The 18,475-nt window shown below is 64.8% G+C and carries 21 protein-coding genes and 5 tRNA genes; 16 read left to right on the top strand and 10 right to left on the bottom strand.

Annotation, left to right across the window (positions count from 1 at the left end):
• The first annotated feature begins 11 nt into the window (after positions 1–11).
• Complete coding sequence (ispH, locus tag B4I46_RS24710) at positions 12–959, top strand: 4-hydroxy-3-methylbut-2-enyl diphosphate reductase (RefSeq protein ID WP_043860310.1); 948 nt, start codon at positions 12–14, stop codon at positions 957–959.
• Here ispH and B4I46_RS24705 read toward each other — a convergent pair.
• Positions 948–1,424 carry a GspH/FimT family pseudopilin gene (locus B4I46_RS24705; protein ID WP_229589858.1) on the bottom strand — a complete coding sequence of 159 codons (477 nt, stop codon included), beginning with the start codon at positions 1,422–1,424 and terminating at the stop codon, positions 948–950. The genes ispH and B4I46_RS24705 overlap by 12 nt on opposite strands.
• 137 nt (positions 1,425–1,561) lie before the next feature.
• Between B4I46_RS24705 and B4I46_RS24700 the strand changes: the two genes are divergently transcribed.
• Genes B4I46_RS24700 through thiO form a run of 5 tightly spaced genes read left to right on the top strand, consistent with a single transcriptional unit; the run spans position 1,562 to position 4,668 of the window.
• Entirely contained in the window at positions 1,562–1,909 is a 348-nt protein-coding gene (locus B4I46_RS24700; protein ID WP_286902262.1) for a type IV pilus modification PilV family protein, read from the top strand.
• Positions 1,906–2,610, top strand: a complete 705-nt coding sequence (locus tag B4I46_RS24695) for a PilW family protein (protein WP_043860312.1) — start codon at positions 1,906–1,908, stop codon at positions 2,608–2,610. The genes B4I46_RS24700 and B4I46_RS24695 overlap by 4 nt, the downstream gene beginning before the upstream one ends.
• Entirely contained in the window at positions 2,607–3,119 is a 513-nt protein-coding gene (locus tag B4I46_RS24690; protein WP_286902261.1) for a pilus assembly PilX family protein, read from the top strand. The genes B4I46_RS24695 and B4I46_RS24690 overlap by 4 nt, the downstream gene beginning before the upstream one ends.
• Positions 3,120–3,130: 11 nt before the next feature.
• Positions 3,131–3,541, top strand: coding sequence for a type IV pilin protein (locus B4I46_RS24685; RefSeq protein WP_043860314.1), 411 nt, complete (start codon positions 3,131–3,133; stop codon positions 3,539–3,541).
• Between the two features lie 29 nt (positions 3,542–3,570).
• Positions 3,571–4,668, top strand: coding sequence for a glycine oxidase ThiO (thiO, locus tag B4I46_RS24680; RefSeq protein WP_286902260.1), 1,098 nt, complete (start codon positions 3,571–3,573; stop codon positions 4,666–4,668).
• A 41-nt stretch (positions 4,669–4,709) separates the two neighbouring features.
• Here the strand turns inward: thiO and B4I46_RS24675 are convergent, their stop codons facing one another.
• Together B4I46_RS24675 and B4I46_RS24670 are read right to left on the bottom strand one after the other, a co-directional pair.
• Positions 4,710–4,946, bottom strand: coding sequence for a PP0621 family protein (locus B4I46_RS24675; RefSeq protein ID WP_043860316.1), 237 nt, complete (start codon positions 4,944–4,946; stop codon positions 4,710–4,712).
• Between the two features lie 98 nt (positions 4,947–5,044).
• Positions 5,045–6,067: an outer membrane protein assembly factor BamD gene (locus B4I46_RS24670; protein WP_043860317.1), complete on the bottom strand. Its 1,023-nt coding sequence runs from the start codon at positions 6,065–6,067 to the stop codon at positions 5,045–5,047.
• Positions 6,068–6,217: 150 nt separating this feature from the next.
• Here B4I46_RS24670 and rluD point away from each other — a divergent pair, with 150 nt between their 5' ends.
• From rluD to B4I46_RS24635, 7 genes are all read left to right on the top strand, one after another.
• Positions 6,218–7,180, top strand: coding sequence for a 23S rRNA pseudouridine(1911/1915/1917) synthase RluD (gene rluD, locus B4I46_RS24665; protein WP_043860318.1), 963 nt, complete (start codon positions 6,218–6,220; stop codon positions 7,178–7,180).
• Positions 7,177–7,917: a peptidoglycan editing factor PgeF gene (gene pgeF, locus B4I46_RS24660; RefSeq protein ID WP_286902259.1), complete on the top strand. Its 741-nt coding sequence runs from the start codon at positions 7,177–7,179 to the stop codon at positions 7,915–7,917. Before rluD ends, pgeF begins: the two co-directional genes overlap by 4 nt.
• 125 nt (positions 7,918–8,042) lie before the next feature.
• Entirely contained in the window at positions 8,043–10,607 is a 2,565-nt protein-coding gene (gene clpB / locus B4I46_RS24655) for an ATP-dependent chaperone ClpB (protein WP_286902258.1), read from the top strand.
• Positions 10,608–10,909: 302 nt separating this feature from the next.
• Positions 10,910–10,985: transfer RNA gene (locus B4I46_RS24650), tRNA-Asn, on the top strand.
• A gap of 10 nt (positions 10,986–10,995) precedes the next feature.
• Positions 10,996–11,072 (top strand) — tRNA-Pro (locus tag B4I46_RS24645).
• 5 nt (positions 11,073–11,077) lie between these two features.
• Positions 11,078–11,153: transfer RNA gene (locus tag B4I46_RS24640), tRNA-Lys, on the top strand.
• 99 nt (positions 11,154–11,252) lie between these two features.
• Positions 11,253–11,329: transfer RNA gene (locus B4I46_RS24635), tRNA-Pro, on the top strand.
• A gap of 227 nt (positions 11,330–11,556) precedes the next feature.
• Here B4I46_RS24635 and B4I46_RS24630 read toward each other — a convergent pair.
• The 3 genes from B4I46_RS24630 to B4I46_RS24620 form a co-directional block, all read right to left on the bottom strand.
• Positions 11,557–12,852: an NAD(P)/FAD-dependent oxidoreductase gene (locus B4I46_RS24630; protein ID WP_043860321.1), complete on the bottom strand. Its 1,296-nt coding sequence runs from the start codon at positions 12,850–12,852 to the stop codon at positions 11,557–11,559.
• A 90-nt stretch (positions 12,853–12,942) separates the two neighbouring features.
• The gene (locus tag B4I46_RS24625; protein WP_043860322.1) at positions 12,943–13,116 is read right to left on the bottom strand and encodes a DUF3094 family protein; all 174 of its coding nucleotides are present in this window, start codon (positions 13,114–13,116) and stop codon (positions 12,943–12,945) included.
• Positions 13,117–13,284: 168 nt separating this feature from the next.
• On the bottom strand, positions 13,285–13,914 hold the full coding sequence (locus tag B4I46_RS24620; RefSeq protein ID WP_043860323.1) for a DUF1780 domain-containing protein: 630 nt from the start codon (positions 13,912–13,914) through the stop codon (positions 13,285–13,287).
• A 129-nt stretch (positions 13,915–14,043) separates the two neighbouring features.
• On the opposite strand from B4I46_RS24620, the gene B4I46_RS24615 reads away from it, so the two are divergent.
• The gene (locus tag B4I46_RS24615; protein WP_043860324.1) at positions 14,044–14,733 is read left to right on the top strand and encodes an energy-coupling factor ABC transporter permease; all 690 of its coding nucleotides are present in this window, start codon (positions 14,044–14,046) and stop codon (positions 14,731–14,733) included.
• On the opposite strand, the gene yacG is transcribed toward B4I46_RS24615, so the two are convergent.
• The 4 genes from yacG to B4I46_RS24595 are packed head-to-tail and all read right to left on the bottom strand — an operon-like array spanning position 14,730 to position 17,630.
• Positions 14,730–14,933 carry a DNA gyrase inhibitor YacG gene (gene yacG / locus B4I46_RS24610; protein ID WP_043860325.1) on the bottom strand — a complete coding sequence of 68 codons (204 nt, stop codon included), beginning with the start codon at positions 14,931–14,933 and terminating at the stop codon, positions 14,730–14,732. The two genes, B4I46_RS24615 and yacG, sit on opposite strands and share 4 nt — an antisense overlap.
• Positions 14,930–15,553 carry a dephospho-CoA kinase gene (gene coaE / locus B4I46_RS24605; protein ID WP_078479476.1) on the bottom strand — a complete coding sequence of 208 codons (624 nt, stop codon included), beginning with the start codon at positions 15,551–15,553 and terminating at the stop codon, positions 14,930–14,932. Before coaE ends, yacG begins: the two co-directional genes overlap by 4 nt.
• Complete coding sequence (locus B4I46_RS24600) at positions 15,550–16,419, bottom strand: prepilin peptidase (protein WP_286902256.1); 870 nt, start codon at positions 16,417–16,419, stop codon at positions 15,550–15,552. The genes coaE and B4I46_RS24600 overlap by 4 nt, the downstream gene beginning before the upstream one ends.
• A 2-nt stretch (positions 16,420–16,421) precedes the next feature.
• Positions 16,422–17,630, bottom strand: a complete 1,209-nt coding sequence (locus B4I46_RS24595) for a type II secretion system F family protein (protein WP_286902255.1) — start codon at positions 17,628–17,630, stop codon at positions 16,422–16,424.
• Between the two features lie 216 nt (positions 17,631–17,846).
• On the opposite strand from B4I46_RS24595, the gene B4I46_RS24590 reads away from it, so the two are divergent.
• Positions 17,847–18,275: a pilin gene (locus B4I46_RS24590; protein ID WP_286902254.1), complete on the top strand. Its 429-nt coding sequence runs from the start codon at positions 17,847–17,849 to the stop codon at positions 18,273–18,275.
• A 56-nt stretch (positions 18,276–18,331) separates the two neighbouring features.
• Positions 18,332–18,407, top strand: a tRNA-Thr gene (locus tag B4I46_RS24585).
• Positions 18,408–18,475 lie beyond the last annotated feature (68 nt).

The raw sequence follows: 18,475 nt of genomic DNA, 5'->3' as shown, positions 1-18,475 counted from the left end.
AGGAGTCAGCCATGCAGATCAAACTCGCCAACCCACGCGGCTTCTGCGCCGGCGTGGACCGGGCGATCGAAATCGTCAATCGCGCCCTCGAGGTGTTCGGCCCGCCGATCTATGTGCGTCACGAAGTGGTGCACAACAAGTTCGTGGTCGAAGACCTGCGCGCGCGCGGGGCGATCTTCGTCGAAGAGCTCGACCAGGTGCCCAATGACGTCATCGTCATCTTCAGTGCCCACGGCGTTTCCCAGGCCGTGCGCCAGGAAGCGGCGGGGCGCGGCCTCAAGGTCTTCGACGCGACCTGCCCGCTGGTGACCAAGGTGCACATCGAGGTGGCCAAGTACAGTCGCGATGGCAAGGAATGCATCCTGATCGGCCACGAAGGGCACCCCGAGGTCGAAGGCACCATGGGCCAGTACGACGCCAGCAATGGCGGTTCGATCTACCTGGTCGAAGACGAAGAAGATGTCGCCAACCTGCAGGTTCGTGACCCCGAACGCCTGGCCTTCGTGACCCAGACCACCCTGTCGATGGACGACACCAGCCGTGTCATCGATGCGCTGCGCACGCGCTTCCCCAGCATTGGCGGGCCGCGCAAGGACGACATCTGCTACGCCACCCAGAACCGCCAGGATGCGGTCAAGCAACTGGCTGACGAGTGCGACGTGGTACTGGTGGTGGGCAGCCCGAACAGCTCCAACTCCAACCGCCTGCGTGAGCTGGCCGAGCGCATGGCCACCCCGGCCTACCTGATCGACGGTGCAGAAGACATGCAGCGCAGCTGGTTCGACGGTGTCGAGCGTATCGGCATCACCGCCGGCGCCTCCGCCCCCGAAGTGCTGGTGCGTGGTGTGATCGCGCAGTTGCAGGAATGGGGCGCCACAGGTGCCGACGAGCTCGATGGTCGCGAAGAGAATGTAACGTTCTCGATGCCCAAGGAGCTGCGGGTGCGTTCACTGATCTGACCCGGCGGCCGCGCACAGCGGCTGATCGGTGGCGAGGTGGCGCAGGCTGACCCGCCCGGTGCGTGACAGCACCACCTGATGCAGGCTCCGGGTTCCGGGACTTTCGCACACGTGCAGGGTCCCGGCCTGGAACGCACCGCCCGCCTGCAGCGGTACCCCCAGCCCGCTGAAATGCACCTGCCGCGCCAGCGGCTGATTGCCCACCACCCGAACCTTCCCGCTGGCACGGTACTCGTGCAGCAAGCCTTCATCGTCGGCGCTCATTCGCCATCCCTTGCTCCAGTCGCCCTCCAGGGCCGTCAGGCTGACTCGCTGATTGCGCAGCAGGGCTTCGCTGCGGGCGCTGCGCAAGGCCTGCGCAAGGTTCTGCGCGCTGGCCTCGCGCTGTAGGCTCACGCTCATGGCGCTGTAGGCCGGCAGCCCTAACTGCGTCAGCGCCGCGATCAGCCCCAGCGCATACATCATTTGTATCAGTGTTACGCCCTGTTGCCCCATCGTGCATCCCTCCCTGGAAGTGCTTCTCTGTAGATTCAGTGCCGCTCGGTTGGGCGTCCAGTCGGCCGGGTAGGCAATCACATGGGGAAATTTCGCAGGAGGCGAACATGGCCAGGAGGCTGCAGCAGGGCATGACCCTGATCGAAGTGATGGTGGCGCTGCTGGTGCTGTCACTGGGGGTAATGGCGGCGGCTGCGCTGCAAGGGCGGGCGTTGCACGGCACCGACGGCGCGCTGCGTACCACCCAGGCGCTGTACCTGGCCCAGGCCCTGCTCGAAGGCGCGCGCGCTGTGGGCGGGCTGAGGGCAGGGGAGGCCAGCGCCTTGCAACGCGAGCTGGTGAAGGTGGCCGGCGCGTCCGCGCAGGCACAGGTGCGCCAGGCGGGCAATGGGCTCGCACTCGACCTGCACTGGCAGGGCGGTGGCCTTGCTGTGCAGGGGCAGGTGGGGCCATGAGGCGCGACACCGGTTTCGGCCTGGTCGAGGCGCTGCTGGCGTTGAGCCTGGGTGTGCTGCTGGTGCTGGCCGGCAGCCGTCTGTTCATCGGTGCGCTGCAGGGTTGGCAGGCGCAGGGCGCACTTGCGCAGTTGCAGGAGGATGCGCGCTTTGCGCTGCAGCGCATGGCCCGTGACATCCGCATGGCCGGTGCATTCGGCTGCCTGCGGCGCGAGGCGATCAGCTTTGCCGACCCTGCCATTGCCGCGACATTTGCCCTGCCGATCAGTGTCAGCCTCGAGCCTGACGGCACCCTGCGCAGCCTGAGCCTGGTTGGCGTGCAGGGTGGGGAGGCCGGTGGCCCGCCCAACTGGACGCTGCTCACCGACTGCCTGAGCACCGCCCAGGTGCAGGCAGGCGAGCGCTTGCCCGGGCCACACCAGTTCGCCTTGCCCGTTCGTCAGCAGGTGTACCGCCTGGTGGACGGGCAACTGCTGCTCACCAGTGGTGGCAGCCACGCGGTGCTGATCGAACATGTCAGCCGGCTGCAGGTTGACCTGGGCGTGGCGGGCGAGGGCGGTGAGCTGGCCTGGATGACGGCGGTGCCCGACCCTTCGCGCATTCGCAGCATCCGCCTGCGCCTGACCCTGGACGACCCCGCTGAACGGGTGCGCGCGCAAACCTATCAGATGGTCGCCGCCGTACGTAACCGCCTGCCATGAAGCTGCAACGGGGCATGGCGCTGCTGGTGTGCCTGGTGCTGATGCTGCTGTGCGGCCTGCTGGGTGTTTCGGTGCTGCACAGTGCCGCCTTGCAGGCACGCATGGCCGGCAACCTGGTGATGGCATTGCAGGCGTTCGAAGCGGCGGAAGCCACGTTGCGGCTCGCCGAGGCCCGTGTGCTGGCGGGGCTTGAGCCATCGGGCCCGTGCGTGTACTGCCTGCCGCCGCCGGAGGCACCCAGGGTACGCGCCGCCGGTGTGCAGGGCGGGGCGGGGCCAAGCTCCGGGCTGGGCTGGCAGGCGCAAGGGCCAGGTTTCTTCCTGGTACAGAACCTGGGCCGCAGCTCGCGCCCCGCGCGGCTGCCCGACGGCCTTGAGGTGCAGCTGCTTCGGGTGACTGCCGTGGGGCGTCAGCAGCAGGCGCGGGTGGTGCTGGAGAGCGTGCTGGCGCAGCCAGTGGTGTCGGCTGAGTGGTCGGCGCAACGTATCTTGTGGCGGCAGATCCACTAGGGGCGCACAACATGCCGCGAACTCATCAGGGCCTGAGCCTGATCGAACTGTTGATTGTCGTCGCCGTGGTCGGCATTCTGGCGGGCATTGCCTACCCCAGCTACCGCGACACGGTGAAAAGAGCCGCGCGCAGCGAGGTCGTGGGGCTGCTGTTCGACAGTGCGCAGCACCTGGAGCGCCATCGCGCCCGCACGGGCCAGTATGCCGATACCGACGCCGTGATCACCCCGTTGCCCCCCGGCACAGGCCACTACAGCCTGCACGCCAGCCGCGAGGCCGAGGGTTTCAGCCTGCTGGCCCGGCGTCATGCCGGCGGGCTGATGGCCGGCGACGCCTGTGGCGACTTCGAGCTCGATCAGCAAGGTGTGCGCGGCAACCCCGGTGCCAGCAACGAGGCGGACGGGGGCTGCTGGGGTAACTGACGTCTTTCATACGGGTACTGGACCAATAGATGACCAAGCAAGTAGTGATTGTCGGCGGTGGGGTGATCGGCCTGCTGACTGCGTTCAACCTGGCGGCCGATGTCGAGCAGGTGGTGGTGTGCGACAAGGGCGCGCTCGGGCAGGAGTCTTCCTGGGCCGGGGGCGGGATCGTGTCGCCGTTGTACCCGTGGCGCTACAGCCCGGCGGTTACTGCGCTGGCGCATTGGTCGCAGGACTTCTATCCGCAGCTGGGCGAGCGTCTGTTCGCCAGCACCGGTGTAGACCCCGAGGTGCATACCACCGGCCTGTACTGGCTGGACCTGGACGATGAAGCCGAGGCGCTGGCCTGGGCGGCCCGCGAGGGGCGCCCGTTGAGCGCAGTGGATGTGGCCCGCGCCTATGCGGCGGTGCCCGTGCTGGGGCCGGGCTTCGAGCGGGCCATCTACATGGCGGGTGTGGCGAACGTGCGCAACCCGCGCCTGGTCAAGTCGCTCAAGGCGGTGTTGCAGGCCCTGCCGAACGTGACCCTTCGCGAGCATTGTGAAATCACCGGGTTCAGCCGCGAGGGCGAGCGTATTTGCGGCGTTGAAACCGTCGATGGCCCGATCCGCGCCGACCAGGTGGTGCTTACGGCGGGGGCCTGGAGTGGCGACCTGCTGCGCCCGCTGGGCCTGGAACTGCCGGTGGAGCCGGTGAAAGGGCAGATGATCCTGTTCAAGTGCGCGGAGGATTTCCTGCCGAGCATGGTGCTGGCCAAGGGGCGCTACGCGATCCCACGGCGTGACGGGCACATTCTGGTCGGCAGCACACTGGAGCATGCAGGCTATGACAAGACGCCCACCGAAGCGGCGCTGGCGAGCCTGAAGGCCTCGGCCATCGAATTGCTGCCGGCGCTGGCCGATGCCACGCCGGTCGGGCATTGGGCGGGGTTGCGGCCAGGCTCACCGGAAGGTGTGCCGTACATCGGCCAGGTGCCCGGGCATGAAGGCTTGTGGTTGAACTGCGGGCATTACCGCAACGGGCTGGTGCTGGCGCCGGCGTCCTGCCGGTTGTTCGCCGACCTGCTGCTGGGGCGTGCGCCGATCATCGACCCGGCGCCGTACGCGCCGGGGCCGCGCCTGCTGTAACAGCAGGCATGTGGAAACCGGCCTGGCCGGCGAAGGGGCCCTCAGCCCTGGCGGGTATCGTTGGGCCCCTGCTCCAGATGCGCCGGGCTGCAATACCACAGCTGGCCCCGGTGCAAGGCACGGTCGGTGGGCAGGTGCACGCCGCAATGGGCACAGCGCACCATCTTCAGCGGGTCATCGAGGGTAGGGCGAGTATCGGCAGCAGTGCCGGCCTTGAACTTGCGCCACAACCAGAACGCAGCAGCAATCAGGGCAATCCAGAGAATTAGGCGAACCATGGTGTCCAGCTTTGTCGAATGAAGAGCCCCCAGTTTAGGGCCTGGCAACAAAAAAGGGAGGCCATCAGGCCTCCCTTTTTCATTCACCGTATGGCGTGTCAGTCGAATACGCCAAAGGTCATGTAGCTGAACCACGAACGGTCTTCGTTGTTGCCTTCGGCTTCGTGGTTTTCTTCTTCGATCACGTCGCCATTTTCGTCCTTGGGCAGCAGTTCCTGCGGGATCGCGTCTTTGGCGTCCTGGTACTGCTTCTGCACGTCCTGGTTGGCGCGGGTCTGGCCTGGCGGCAGCGGCGGCGCGCTGGAGATCAGGCCCAGGGTGGCCTTGGACAGCCACGAGCGGTTGTCCGCCTCGTCCTGCTGAGGCACGAACTGGCCGTCTTTCAGGCTCGGGTGATCGGGGTAGTTGAGTTTCAGGGTTTCCAGGCTGGTGGCTGCCAGTTCGTCCAGGTGCAGACGCATGTAGGCTTCGGTCATCACCGCCAGGCCGTCACCGACCGATGGGGTTTCCTGGAAGTTTTCCACCACGTAGCGGCCACGGTTGGCGGCGGCAACATACGCCTGACGGGTCAGGTAGTAGTCGGCCACGTGGATCTCGTAGGAGGCCAGCAGGTTGCGCAGGTAGATCATGCGCTGCTTGGCGTCCGGCGCGTAGCGGCTGTTGGGGAAGCGGCTGGTGAGCTGGGCGAACTCGTTGTACGAGTCACGCGCTGCGCCCGGGTCACGCTTGGTCATGTCCAGCGGCAGGAAGCGCGCCAACAGGCCGCGGTCCTGGTCGAACGAGGTCAGGCCCTTGAGGTAATAGGCGTAGTCGACGTTCGGATGCTGCGGATGCAGGCGGATAAAGCGCTCGGCAGCCGACTTGGCAGCCTCGGGCTCGGCGTTCTTGTAGTTCGCGTAGATCAGCTCCAGCTGCGCCTGGTCGGCATAGCGGCCGAACGGGTACCGCGACTCCAAGGCCTTGAGCTTGGAGGTGGCGCTGGTATAGCTGTGGTTGTCCAGGTCGGCCTGCGCCTGCTGGTACAGCTCGGTTTCGCTGAGGTTTTCGTCGACGACTTCCTTCGAAGAACAAGCAGCGGTGAGTCCGAGGATGGCGATCAGCAGCAGGTGTTTCACTTGCATGGCGGCTTGCGTCCCTATGACGGCTGCTGTCTTGGGCGAGGCCGTCCTGTTATGATGAGCACCCCGTTGGAACCCTCGGGGCAAAAGACGCCGTATTTAACCACAAGCGTGCAGCTGAAACCAAAGGCTGTGCCTCCGCCTGATTCGAGCATGTCCGAGAAAATTGAACTTCGCGCAGAGGTACCGTCCGAATTGGGCGGGCAACGCCTCGACCAAGTCGCCGCCCAACTGTTTGCCGAGCACTCGCGCTCGCGCCTTTCCGCCTGGATCAAAGAAGGCCTACTGACCGTCGATGGCAACGTCGTGCGTCCGCGCGACATCGTCCATGGCGGCGCCCTGCTGGCGCTTGACGCCGAGCAGGAAGCCCAGGGCGAGTGGGTGGCGCAGGACATCGAACTGGACATCGTCTACGAAGACGAGCACATCCTGGTCATCAACAAGCCGGCCGGGCTTGTGGTGCACCCGGCTGCCGGTCATGCCGACGGCACCCTGCTCAATGCCCTGCTGCACCACGTGCCGGACATCATCAACGTGCCGCGCGCCGGCATCGTGCACCGCCTCGACAAGGACACCACCGGTCTGATGGTGGTGGCCAAGACCATTCAGGCGCAGACCCAGCTGGTAGCCCAGTTGCAAAGTCGCAGCGTCAGCCGCATCTATGAATGCATCGTGATCGGCGTGGTTACCGCAGGCGGCAAGATCAACGCCCCGATCGGTCGTCACGGCCAGCAGCGCCAGCGCATGGCGGTGATGGAGGGCGGCAAGCAGGCCGTCAGCCACTACCGCGTGCTCGAACGCTTCCGCTCGCACACCCATGTGCGGGTCAAGCTGGAAACCGGGCGTACCCACCAGATCCGCGTGCACATGGCCCACGTCAACTTCCCGTTGGTCGGCGACCCGGTGTACGGCGGGCGCTTCCGCATCCCGCCGGCGGCCAGCGTGACCATGGTCGACGCGCTCAAGACCTTCCCGCGCCAGGCCCTGCACGCACGCTTCCTGGAGCTGGATCACCCGGTGACCGGTGAGCGCATGGGCTGGGAGTCGTCCCTGCCGGACGACTTCGTGTGGCTGCTGTCGCTGCTCAAGCAGGACCGCGAGGCCTTCGTCGGATGAGCCCGCTGACGCACCACCTGCTGACCCCCGACTGGCCTGCGCCAGCCTGGGTCAAGGCGTGCGTCACCACCCGGGGCGGCGGCGTGAGCCTGGCGCCCTACGATTCGTTGAACCTGGGCGACCACGTCGGTGACGCCCAGGCCGCAGTGGCCGAAAACCGTCGGCGCCTGACCGCGCAGTTCGGCATCCAGCCCGCCTGGCTCAAGCAGGTGCACGGCATCGATGTGGTCGAGGCCGACCCGGCGCGGGTTGCCGAAGCCGACGCCAGCTGCACCAGCACCCCCGGCATCGCCTGCACGTCCATGACCGCCGACTGCCTGCCGGTACTGTTCTGCGACCGTGCCGGCACCCGCGTGGGCGCTGCCCATGCCGGCTGGCGCGGGCTGGTGGGCGGTGTGCTGGAGGCCACGCTCGATGCGCTGGGCGTACCGGCCAGCGAGGTGCTGGTATGGTTGGGCCCGGCCATCGGGCCCCAGGCGTTCGAGGTGGGCGGCGAAGTGCGCGAAGCCTTCATGACCGTTCATCCGGAAAGTGCCAGCGCCTTCGTGGCGGGTGCGCAGCCCGGCAAGTTCATGGCCGACATCTATGCACTGGCGCGCATTCGCCTGACGGCCCGTGGCATCACTGCCGTGTATGGCGGCGGCCTGTGCACCGTGAGCGACCCACGCTTCTATTCCTACCGTCGCAGCCCCGTAACCGGGCGCTTCGCTTCGCTGATCTGGCTGGCGCCTCGCTGACCTGGATCAAGCCCGCTACGCTTGAATCTTCCACAATCACCCTTATCTATAGGGGTATCTCAGGCAGGTTTTTCTTCATCAGGTGTGTCCATCGCTCCGGCCTGCCCATTAAAGGAAGGTAAGTTATGCGAATAGACCGTTTGACCAGCAAGCTGCAACTGGCGTTATCCGACTCCCAGTCCCTGGCGGTTGGCATGGATCACCCCGCGATCGAGCCTGCGCACCTGTTGCAGGCGCTGATCGACCAGCAGGGTGGTTCGATCAAGCCCCTGTTGATGCAGGTGGGCTTCGACGTCAACAGCCTGCGCAAGGAACTGAGCAAAGAACTCGACCAGTTGCCAAAAATCCAGAACCCTACCGGCGACGTCAACATGTCGCAGGACCTGGCACGCCTGCTCAACCAGGCCGACCGCCTGGCCCAGCAGAAGGGCGACCAGTTCATCTCCAGCGAGCTCGTGCTGCTGGCGGCCATGGACGAGAACAGCAAGCTCGGCAAGTTGCTGCTCGGCCAGGGCGTGAGCAAGAAGGCGCTTGAAAACGCCATCAGCAACCTGCGCGGCGGCGAAGCGGTGAACGACCCCAACGCCGAGGAATCGCGTCAGGCCCTGGACAAGTACACCGTCGACCTGACCAAGCGTGCCGAAGACGGCAAGCTCGACCCGGTGATCGGCCGTGACGACGAGATCCGTCGCACCATCCAGGTGCTGCAACGCCGTACCAAGAACAACCCGGTGCTCATCGGTGAGCCTGGCGTGGGTAAGACTGCCATCGCCGAAGGCCTGGCCCAGCGCATCATCAATGGCGAAGTGCCCGATGGTCTGAAGGGCAAGCGCCTGCTGTCGCTGGACATGGGCGCGCTGATTGCCGGCGCCAAGTTCCGCGGCGAGTTCGAAGAGCGCCTTAAAGGCCTGCTCAACGAGCTGTCCAAGCAGGAAGGCCAGATCATCCTGTTCATCGACGAGCTGCACACCATGGTCGGTGCAGGTAAAGGCGAAGGCTCGATGGATGCCGGCAACATGCTCAAGCCTGCGCTGGCGCGCGGCGAGCTGCACTGCGTCGGTGCCACCACGCTGAACGAGTACCGCCAGTACATCGAGAAGGATGCGGCGCTGGAGCGTCGTTTCCAGAAGGTATTGGTAGAAGAGCCGAGCGAGGAAGACACCATCGCCATCCTGCGTGGCCTCAAGGAGCGTTACGAGGTGCACCACAAGGTGGCGATCACCGACGGCGCGATCATTGCCGCGGCCAAGCTCAGCCATCGCTACATTACCGATCGTCAGTTGCCCGACAAGGCCATTGACCTGATCGACGAGGCGGCCAGCCGCATTCGCATGGAGATCGACTCCAAGCCCGAGGTGCTCGACCGTCTGGAGCGTCGCCTGATTCAACTGAAGGTGGAATCCCAGGCGCTGAAGAAGGAAGACGACGAGGCGGCCCTCAAGCGCCTCGAGAAGCTGACCGAGGAGATCGTGCGGCTGGAGCGTGAGTACTCCGACCTGGAAGAGATCTGGACCTCGGAAAAAGCCGAAGTGCAGGGCTCTGCGCAGATCCAGCAAAAGATCGAGCAGTCCCGTCAGGAGCTGGAAACCGCCCGCCGCAAGGGCGACCTGAGCCGCATGGCCGAGCTGCAGTACGGGGTGATCCCGGACCTGGAGCGCAGCCTGCAGATGGTCGACCAGCACGGCAAGGCCGAAAACCAGCTGCTGCGCAACAAGGTGACCGAGGAAGAGATCGCCGAGGTGGTGTCGAAGTGGACCGGTATCCCGGTATCCAAGATGCTCGAAGGCGAGCGCGAAAAGCTGCTGAAGATGGAAAGCCTGCTGCACCAGCGCGTGATCGGCCAGGAAGAGGCCGTGGTGGCCGTGGCCAACGCGGTGCGTCGTTCGCGGGCCGGGCTGTCCGACCCTAACCGGCCAAGTGGTTCGTTCCTGTTCCTGGGCCCTACCGGTGTGGGTAAAACCGAGCTGTGTAAGGCGTTGGCCGAGTTCCTATTCGACACCGAAGAGGCCATGGTGCGTATCGACATGTCCGAGTTCATGGAGAAGCATTCCGTGGCGCGGCTGATTGGTGCACCGCCAGGCTACGTGGGCTACGAAGAGGGCGGCTACCTGACCGAAGCCGTGCGGCGCAAACCCTATGCGGTAGTGCTGCTGGACGAGGTCGAGAAGGCCCACCCGGACGTGTTCAACGTGTTGCTGCAAGTGCTTGAAGACGGTCGCCTGACCGACAGTCATGGCCGTACCGTGGACTTTCGCAACACGGTGATCGTGATGACCTCCAACCTGGGGTCGGCACAGATCCAGGAACTGGTGGGTGATCGCGAGGCGCAGCGCGCTGCGGTGATGGACGCGGTGGGTTCGCATTTCCGCCCCGAGTTCGTCAACCGTATCGACGAAGTGGTGGTGTTCGAGCCTCTGGGTCGCGACCAGATCGCCGGTATCACCCAGATCCAGCTGTCGCGTCTGCGCAGCCGTCTGGCCGAACGCGAGCTGAGCCTGGAGCTGAGCCCCGAGGCCCTCGACAAGCTGATCGCGGTCGGTTACGACCCGGTGTATGGCGCACGGCCGCTGAAACGGGCGATCCAGCGCTGGATCGAGAACCCGCTGGCGCAACTGATTCTGTCGGGTCAGTTCATGCCGGGCAGCAGCATCACCGCCAAGCTGGAGGGCGAAGAGATCGTCTTTGCCTGAGTTTTCGGCGGGTTACGCTAAGGCCTCGATTTTCGAGGCCTTTTTTCTTTGCATTTTGCTTCGAGTGCTTGTAAAGTGCGCCCCGCTGTATGTCACCCCGCAGGTTTCCGGCAGAAGTGGGAATCTGAAAAAAAGTTGCAAATCAGTGTGTTGAATGCAAATTAAGGGTTGACAAGGGTTTTGAAGATTGTAGAATAGCGCGCCTCAGAGACATGAACGCAGCGATGCACAAGGTCGAAGAGTTCGAAGCGGTAGCGATACAGTTTTCGAAATTGCAGCAAGTTGTACTTGAAATTGATAGTTCCGCGATAGCTCAGTCGGTAGAGCAAATGACTGTTAATCATTGGGTCCCAGGTTCGAGTCCTGGTCGCGGAGCCAAATTTCAAACCGGGGTATAGCGCAGTCCGGTAGCGCGCCTGCTTTGGGAGCAGGATGTCAGGAGTTCGAATCCCCTTACCCCGACCATATTTGGGTCGTTAGCTCAGTTGGTAGAGCAGTTGGCTTTTAACCAATTGGTCGTAGGTTCGAATCCTACACGACCCACCATTTTTGAATCCGGTTCGCTGGGTTTGAATCTTAAAAGGTTGGTACGCCATTAGCGTCCAGCCATTAAAAAAGGCACCTTAATCGGTGTCTTTTTTTTACCGGGGTATAGCGCAGTCCGGTAGCGCGCCTGCTTTGGGAGCAGGATGTCAGGAGTTCGAATCCCCTTACCCCGACCATCTTCAGAAAAAGGGCACCTTGCAAAAGGTGCCCTTTTTCGTTTGCGCGGGGTTTAGCGCGTGTGCAGCCAGCTGGCGGTACTGCCTATGCCCAGTACCTCCTGCAGGGGGCTGTAGTGCGCGCATCCGCGCCTCGTCGAAATGCAGCTCGCTCCGGGTCAACCGCACGCCAGTGGCCTGGCGCCCATCCGGCCCCGGCAGGGCGCCGGGGCGGACGGGGGTAGCCGTCAGTGCAGCTTGAGGCGGGGTTCGGTACCGCGGCCGATACGGCTGCCGAGCATCAGCATCAGCGTGCGGAAGGTGCCATACAGCGCCATCTGGTGCATGCGGTACAGCGACACATAGAACATCCGCGCCAGCCAGCCTTCGAGCATCACACTGCCGGTGAGGTTGCCCATCAGGTTGCCCACTGCCGAGAAGCGCGACAGCGAAACCAGCGAGCCGTAGTCGCGGTACGCGTAGGTGGGCAAAGCCTTGCCCTCCAGGCGCGCCTTGAGCCCTTTGGCCAGCAGCGAGGCCTGCTGGTGGGCGGCCTGGGCGCGCGGCGGCACATTGCGGTCGCTGCCCGGCTGCGGGCAGGCGGCGCAGTCGCCGAACGCGAAGATGTCATCGTCCAGGGTGGTCTGCAGGGTAGGGCGCACCACCAGTTGGTTGATGCGGTTGGTTTCCAGCCCGTCGATGTCTTTGAGAAACGCCGGTGCGCGGATACCGGCCGCCCACACCTTGAGGCTGGCGTGGATCACCTCGCCGTTGGCGGTCTTGAGCGAGTCTGCGGTGACCTCGCTCACCGACGCGTTGGTCAGCACCGTCACGCCGAGTTTTTCCAGGGTTTTGTGCACCGGCACGCTGATGCGCTCGGGCAGCGCCGGCAACACCCGTGGGCCGGCCTCGATCAGGGTGATCTGCATGTCCTTGGGCTGGATGCGGTCCAGGCCATAGGCGGCCAGTTCGTGGGCGGCATGGTGCAGCTCGGCCGCCAGCTCCACGCCGGTGGCACCGGCACCCACGATCGCCACGCTGATCTTCTCGCTGGCAAGGTCGCCGGCGTGGGCGCGCAGGTAGTGGTTGAGCAACTGCTGGTGGAAGCGCTCGGCCTGCTTGCGGGTGTCGAGGAACAGGCAATGCTGCGCCGCACCCAGGGTGCCGAAGTCGTTGGTGTTGCTGCCCACCGCGATCACCAGCGTGTCATACGCCAGGGTGCGCGCCGGCAGCAGCTCGCGGCCGTCCTCGTCGAGGGTGGCGGCCAGCTGGATCTGCTTGCTCGAACGCTCCAGGCCGCTCATGCGCCCCAGCTGGAACTGGAAGTGGTTCCACTTGGCCTGGGCCACGTAGTTGAGCTCGTCTTCGGAGGAATTGAGCGAACCGGCCGCCACTTCGTGCAGCAGCGGCTTCCAGATGTGGGTCAGGTTGGCGTCGACCAGGGTAATCGCGGCGGTGCCGCGCTTGCCCAGGGTCTTACCCAGGCGGGTCGCCAGTTCCAGGCCGCCGGCGCCGCCGCCGACAATCACGATACGGTGAGTCATGGGGATATCTCATAAGGTTTGCGGAATTCTGGGTTGGGTCCTGAGTGGCCGGCCGCGCAGGGCGGGCGGTTTGGGCGAGCGCAAGGCAGCTCATAGCACCAGGTGGCTCAGGAGGCGGCTCAACAGGCCAAGGCTGATCGTCACGCCCACCACCAGAGCAAGGAGCAGCCATGGCCTGAAAGGCTTGCGCTCGACTTGGTGTTGGGGGGCACGCAGGTATTCATCGACTCGTCGCTGGTCTTCGGGGTTCAGGCGGCTGGTCATGGAGGCCTCGTCAGGTAGACGCATGTGACTGTGGGAACGCTACAGTGTTCACTGTAGTCCGTCGCCAAAGGCTTACCTGGGGGATCGAAGCGCTCGTGACAGCGAATGATTGCGCTTTGTATCACCCGCGCCGCATTTATGCCATCCCGCTTTGGCAGGGGGCGGCGATCACAGGCTGATCCCCACATCGAAGACGATGCTGCGCCCCAGGTTGGCGCGCAGAAAATCCGGCGCATCGGGGTGGGCGAACAGCACCCGGGCGAAGGTCGGGCCCACCAGCGACAGCGAGCGCCAGCCCTGGCGCAGGTATTCTGTGGGCGGCGGGAAGTGGCTGTTGAGGTCGAGCACTTCGCGCTTGAGGCTGGCGAAGGCAATGATGTCCAGTTCGCCCAGGTCCAGGTTGCGTTCGCGGTAGTTGTGCGACTTCTTGCGCAGGGTGGGCGCCAGGCGCTGCAGCAGCTCCTGCGCACTGATGCGTCGCGGCCGGGCCTCGCGCCTTACCAGCTGCGCGAGGGAGAACGCGCTGCGCCTGCGCTGCAACTCTTCGCGCCATTCGTCGTTGAGCCGGCGCCCTTCGTCGAGCACGAAGAACACCTCGAAGGCGGCATCGCGAAACAGCACGTCGGGTGGCTCTTGACCGGCGGCGGTGAAGTCCTCGCTGCGGTAAGGGATGTTCAGACCTTGCAGCAGGCGCTGGCATACCCAACGCTCGCGCTCCCATTTGCGGGCATTGGACAGGAACGCATTGGCTTGTTCGGCCTGAATGGTTAGCAGGCGCAGGTAGTCTGAGTCATCCATGGGCACAAGCTTAGCGCCCAAATCATGACAACGCTGCATTCCAGGCCCGGTGGATGGCGGCAACAGGCCATGGAACGGTGTGTAGAATGAGCCATCCTCGGGCGCAATGCACACAAGGGGCAGACAGCCGTGATTGGCGCACAAGTGTTATCGGAACAAAGCCTGCTGCTGGGCTGGCTGTGCTACGTGCCGCTGCTGCTGTGGGCGGTGTGGCGCGCGCCGTGGGTCGAGCTGTTCACCGACCGGCGGCGTCAGCACCTGCTGTTCGGCACCATCTTCGCGCTGTTCGCGTTGTGGCTGGTCCGCCGCGACTTCGACACCGGCGTGTCGTACCACTTCATCGGCATGACCGCGGTGACCCTGCTGCTGGACTGGCCGCTGGCAATCGTCGGTGGCCTGGTGGCGCAGGTGGGTCTGGTGGCGCTGGGGCGTCAGGACCTGGCGGCGATGGGCGTCAACGGCCTGCTGCTGATTGGCCTGCCGGTGCTGGTGACGGAGGGGGTGGCCATACTGGTGGAGCGTGCACAGCCGAAAAACCTGTTCGTGTACATCTTCTGTTCGGGGTTTTTCGCCGCCGCGCTGGCGACCTTGCTGTGCCTGCTGGCCAGCCTTGGCTGGCTGTGGCTGGACGGTATCTTCGTGATGCCCGAATGGCTGTCGGACTTCATCGGCTACCTGTGGCTGATCATCTTCCCCGAGGCCTTCATCAACGGCATGGTAATCAGTGCGCTGGTGGTGTTCTGCCCCGAGTGGCTGGAAACCTTCAACCGGACCCGCTACCTGCAGGCCCCGTGGAAGGACGACGAACCGCGCGGTTAGTGTTCGCGCGGGTTGAAGTCGCCGGAGAACAGCTCGTCTTCGGCATCCGGTGCCACCGGAATCTTGTGCTCTTCAGCGGCCCATGCACCCAGGTCGATCAGCTTGCAGCGGTCGGAGCAGAATGGCCGATAGGTATTTGTGGCACTCCATTCAACAGGGGCGCCACAGGTCGGGCAGTCTACGGTCAGGGGTTGGCTCATGCTTGGCCTCCACGCAAAGTCAGGTAAAAGTGATGCAGGCGGTCGACCTCCGAATGCAGCCAGGCCAGGTCGCGGTCGTTGACGATCACGTCGTGGGCATGGCGCAGGCGCTCTTCGCGGCTGGTCTGCGCCTTGAGAATGGCCTGCACCTGTTCGGGGCTGGTCTGGTCGCGCTGCAGTGTACGCTCGATCTGCAAGGCCTGCGGCGCGTCGATCACCAGCAGGCGCTGGGTGCGCTGATACTGGCCCGACTCGATCATCAACGGTGAAACGAACACCGCATAGGGCGACTCGGCCTTGGCCAGGTAGCTGAAGATCTCCTGGCCGATCAGCGGGTGCAGCAGGGCTTCCACCCAGCGGCGTTGCGCCGGGTCGCTGAAGATCAGCTGGCGCAGCGCGGCGCGGTCCAGTTGCCCGTCGCTTTGCAGCACGCCGGGGCCGAAATGCTCCACCAGGCTGGCCAGCGCCGGGCGCCCGGGCTCGACCACCCAGCGTGCGGCCTGGTCGGCATCCACCAGGTGCACGCCCAGCTCGATGAAGCGTTGCGCCGCGGCGCTCTTGCCACTGCCGATGCCACCGGTGAGGCCGAGAATCCAGGGTGTGAAGGCGGGTGTGGTCATTGCAGTCCGGCAAATTGCAGATAGGAAGTGGTCATTTGACCACCCCAGAGCAGCGCGATCCAGCCCGCAATGGCCAGATAGGGCCCAAACGGAATCGGCGTGCTAGCCTGCTGGTTGCGCAGGCGCAGCAGTACCAGGCCCAGCAGCGCGCCCACCAGCGAGGCCAGCAGCAGCGTCAGCGGCAGGATCTGCCAGCCGCCCCAGGCGCCGAGCATGGCCAGCAGCTTGAAATCGCCATAGCCCATGCCCTCCTTGCCGGTGACCAGCTTGAACAGCCAGTACACCGTCCACAGGCTCAGGTAGCCGGCCACGGCGCCCCACAGCGCCTGGTCCAGCGGCACGAACACCTCGAAGGCATTGAGTATCAGCCCCAGCCACAGCAGCGGCAGCACCAGCACATCGGGCAGCAACTGATGCTCGATATCGATCAGGCTCATTGCCAGCAGGCCCCAGCTCAACAGCATGAACGCCGCCGCGCTGGCGCTGAAGCCGAAATGCCAGGCCGCGAACAGGCCAAGCCCTGCGCAGGCCAGCTCCACCAGTGGGTAGCGCGGGCTGATCGATGCCTTGCAGGCCGAACAGCGCCCGCGCAGGCACAGGTAACTCAGCACCGGGATGTTCTCCCACGCGCGGATGCGGTGCTGGCAGTGCGGGCAGTGGGAGTGGGGCAGCATCAGGTCGAAACGTGGCTCGGCCGGGCTGGGCAGCTCCAGTACTTCACGGGCCTCGCAGCGCCATTGGCGCTCCAGCATCATCGGCAGGCGATGCACCAGCACATTGATGAAGCTGCCCACAATCAGGCCAAGCAACAAGGCGACGCATTGGTAGGCCAGCGGCTGGCGGGCCAGGGTTTCGAACAGGTCCATAGTCAGATCACATCGCCCAGCTGGAAGATCGGCAGGTACATGGCGACCACCAGGCTACCCACCACCAGCCCGAGAATCAGCACGATCATCGGCTCCAGCAGGCTGGCCAGGTTGTCGAGCCATTCGTCGACGGCCGTTTCGTGGTGGCTGGCGATCCGGTCGAGCATATCGTCGAGCGTGCCGGATGTCTCGCCAATGGCGCACATCTGTACCGCCAGGCACGGGAACAGCGGCTCGTTGCGCATCGCCGCGCTCATCGACAGGCCGTTGCCGATGGCCTGGCGCAGGCGCAGCACGGCCTGCTCGTACAGCGTATTGCCGCACGCGGCGGCCACCGGCCCCAGGGCTTCGGTGAGCGGTACGCCGGCACTGAACGACGTGGCCAGGGTGCGTGCAAAACGAGCCAGCGCCGCATGCTGCATCACCGGCCCCAGAACCGGCATGCGCAGCCCCTGGCGCAACATCCACAAACGCACCGCCTGCTGTCGCTCGAAGGCGCGGCGCAGGGCAAATCCCGTTGCCAGCAGTACCCCAAGCACCCACAGCAGATACTGCCCCAGCCAGTCGGCCAGGTTGATGACACCCTGGGTGAAGGCCGGCAACGGAGCGCCGAAGCCTGCGAACATGGCCTGAAACTGCGGCACCACCTTGAGCAACAGCAGCGCCGCCACCCCCAACCCCACCAGCAGCACCAGCGCGGGGTAGACCATGGCCTTCTTCAGCAGGGCCCGCAGCGCCTGGCGTTTCTCCTGCAGCGTTGCCAGCTGGTCGAGCAGGCTGTCCAGGCAGCCGGTTTGCTCGCCCACGGCCACCAGGTTGCAATACAGGCTGTCGAACTGGCGCGGGTGCCTACGCAGCGCATCGGCCAGGCCGCAGCCGGCGGCGATATCGTTTTTGAGGGTGCCCAGCAGGCGGCGCAGCGGTGGGTTGTTGATGCCTTCGGCGATCATGCCCAGCCCTTGCAGCAGCGGCACGCCGGCCTTGAACAACGTTGCCAGCTGGCGGCTGAAGCGGGTGATGTCCTGGGCGCCGAGCGAAGCGGGCAGTTGCAGGGTAAATCGGCGTGCCGGGCTCACCTGGGTAGGGCGTATGCCGCGACCGCGCAGCAGCGCCTTCACCAGCGCACTGTTCTGCCCGCTGCTGTGCCCGCTCACGTGGGTGCCGGAGCGGTCGATGCCTTGCCAGGCATAGGTTTTTGTCTTGTGGTTCATCGCTACCTCCCTGCAGCGGTGGACAGTCACAAACCCTGTAACAGCTTCAGGGTGATAGGCCCGGGCAATCCCGCCCGGTGGCCACTAGAGTAGTCGAGCGCGGTGCTGGGTTAAGCACCCGCAGGGTGACAAAAGGTGTCTGTTCGGGCCTACTGGCGCGCTGGTCTGCGGCGGTGCCCGTGGCGGGATTTGTGAGTTTTTGCGAGGGGAGTGCCCATGAAGGGACAGCGCGGTATTACATTGATCGAGTTGATGATCGTGGTGGCGATCATCGGCATTCTGGCGACCATTGCCATGCCCATGTACACCAACCACCAGGCGCGGGCCAAGGCCACGGCGGCGCTGGCCGAGGTGTCGGCATTGAAGACCGCCTTCGAAGTGCAGATCAACCAGGGCAAGGACGTGGCCGATGTCGCCGCCCTTGGCGGCCAGCCGACCACGGCCAACTGCACCTTGAGTGCGCAGGGCGTGGCGGCGACCGGTGTGGGCACCCTTGCATGCGTGCTGGTGGATGCGCCGGCGCCGGTAGCGGGCAAGCACCTGACCTGGACCCGTTCGGCCACGGGCTGGGCGTGCAGCACCGATATCGAGGCCGACCTGGCCCCGGCCGGGTGCACCGCGGTGCAGGCGAGTGGTGGGCAATAGCTGTTGATAAACAGTGATTTGCGAAAGCGTGGCGGCAATGGTAGCGTTGTCGCCACGCCGGTGTAGCTCAGTCGGTAGAGCAGCGCACTCGTAACGCGAAGGTCGCAGGTTCGATTCCTGTCTCCGGCACCAGAGAACAGTTTCCAGAAGACTATTACTGTCTAGGAAGCGCACAATAAAGCCCGCTTAGTGCGGGCTTT

The sequence above is a fragment of the Pseudomonas sp. UBA7500 genome, assembly GCF_002478435.1.
GTDB lineage: Bacteria > Pseudomonadota > Gammaproteobacteria > Pseudomonadales > Pseudomonadaceae > Aquipseudomonas > Aquipseudomonas palmensis.
The sequence above is the reverse complement of the archived record's forward strand: the minus strand, read 5'-3'. Positions and strand labels throughout refer to the sequence as shown.

Coding starts and splice junctions, on each gene's coding strand:
- ispH (WP_043860310.1), top strand. CDS start 12: ATGCAGATCAAACTCGCCAACCCACGCGGCTTCTGCGCCGGCGTGGAC.
- B4I46_RS24705 (WP_229589858.1), bottom strand. CDS start 1,424: ATGATGTATGCGCTGGGGCTGATCGCGGCGCTGACGCAGTTAGGGCTG.
- B4I46_RS24700 (WP_286902262.1), top strand. CDS start 1,562: ATGGCCAGGAGGCTGCAGCAGGGCATGACCCTGATCGAAGTGATGGTG.
- B4I46_RS24695 (WP_043860312.1), top strand. CDS start 1,906: ATGAGGCGCGACACCGGTTTCGGCCTGGTCGAGGCGCTGCTGGCGTTG.
- B4I46_RS24690 (WP_286902261.1), top strand. CDS start 2,607: ATGAAGCTGCAACGGGGCATGGCGCTGCTGGTGTGCCTGGTGCTGATG.
- B4I46_RS24685 (WP_043860314.1), top strand. CDS start 3,131: ATGCCGCGAACTCATCAGGGCCTGAGCCTGATCGAACTGTTGATTGTC.
- thiO (WP_286902260.1), top strand. CDS start 3,571: ATGACCAAGCAAGTAGTGATTGTCGGCGGTGGGGTGATCGGCCTGCTG.
- B4I46_RS24675 (WP_043860316.1), bottom strand. CDS start 4,946: ATGGTTCGCCTAATTCTCTGGATTGCCCTGATTGCTGCTGCGTTCTGG.
- B4I46_RS24670 (WP_043860317.1), bottom strand. CDS start 6,067: ATGCAAGTGAAACACCTGCTGCTGATCGCCATCCTCGGACTCACCGCT.
- rluD (WP_043860318.1), top strand. CDS start 6,218: ATGTCCGAGAAAATTGAACTTCGCGCAGAGGTACCGTCCGAATTGGGC.
- pgeF (WP_286902259.1), top strand. CDS start 7,177: ATGAGCCCGCTGACGCACCACCTGCTGACCCCCGACTGGCCTGCGCCA.
- clpB (WP_286902258.1), top strand. CDS start 8,043: ATGCGAATAGACCGTTTGACCAGCAAGCTGCAACTGGCGTTATCCGAC.
- B4I46_RS24630 (WP_043860321.1), bottom strand. CDS start 12,852: ATGACTCACCGTATCGTGATTGTCGGCGGCGGCGCCGGCGGCCTGGAA.
- B4I46_RS24625 (WP_043860322.1), bottom strand. CDS start 13,116: ATGACCAGCCGCCTGAACCCCGAAGACCAGCGACGAGTCGATGAATAC.
- B4I46_RS24620 (WP_043860323.1), bottom strand. CDS start 13,914: ATGGATGACTCAGACTACCTGCGCCTGCTAACCATTCAGGCCGAACAA.
- yacG (WP_043860325.1), bottom strand. CDS start 14,933: ATGAGCCAACCCCTGACCGTAGACTGCCCGACCTGTGGCGCCCCTGTT.
- coaE (WP_078479476.1), bottom strand. CDS start 15,553: ATGACCACACCCGCCTTCACACCCTGGATTCTCGGCCTCACCGGTGGC.
- B4I46_RS24600 (WP_286902256.1), bottom strand. CDS start 16,419: ATGGACCTGTTCGAAACCCTGGCCCGCCAGCCGCTGGCCTACCAATGC.
- B4I46_RS24595 (WP_286902255.1), bottom strand. CDS start 17,630: ATGAACCACAAGACAAAAACCTATGCCTGGCAAGGCATCGACCGCTCC.
- B4I46_RS24590 (WP_286902254.1), top strand. CDS start 17,847: ATGAAGGGACAGCGCGGTATTACATTGATCGAGTTGATGATCGTGGTG.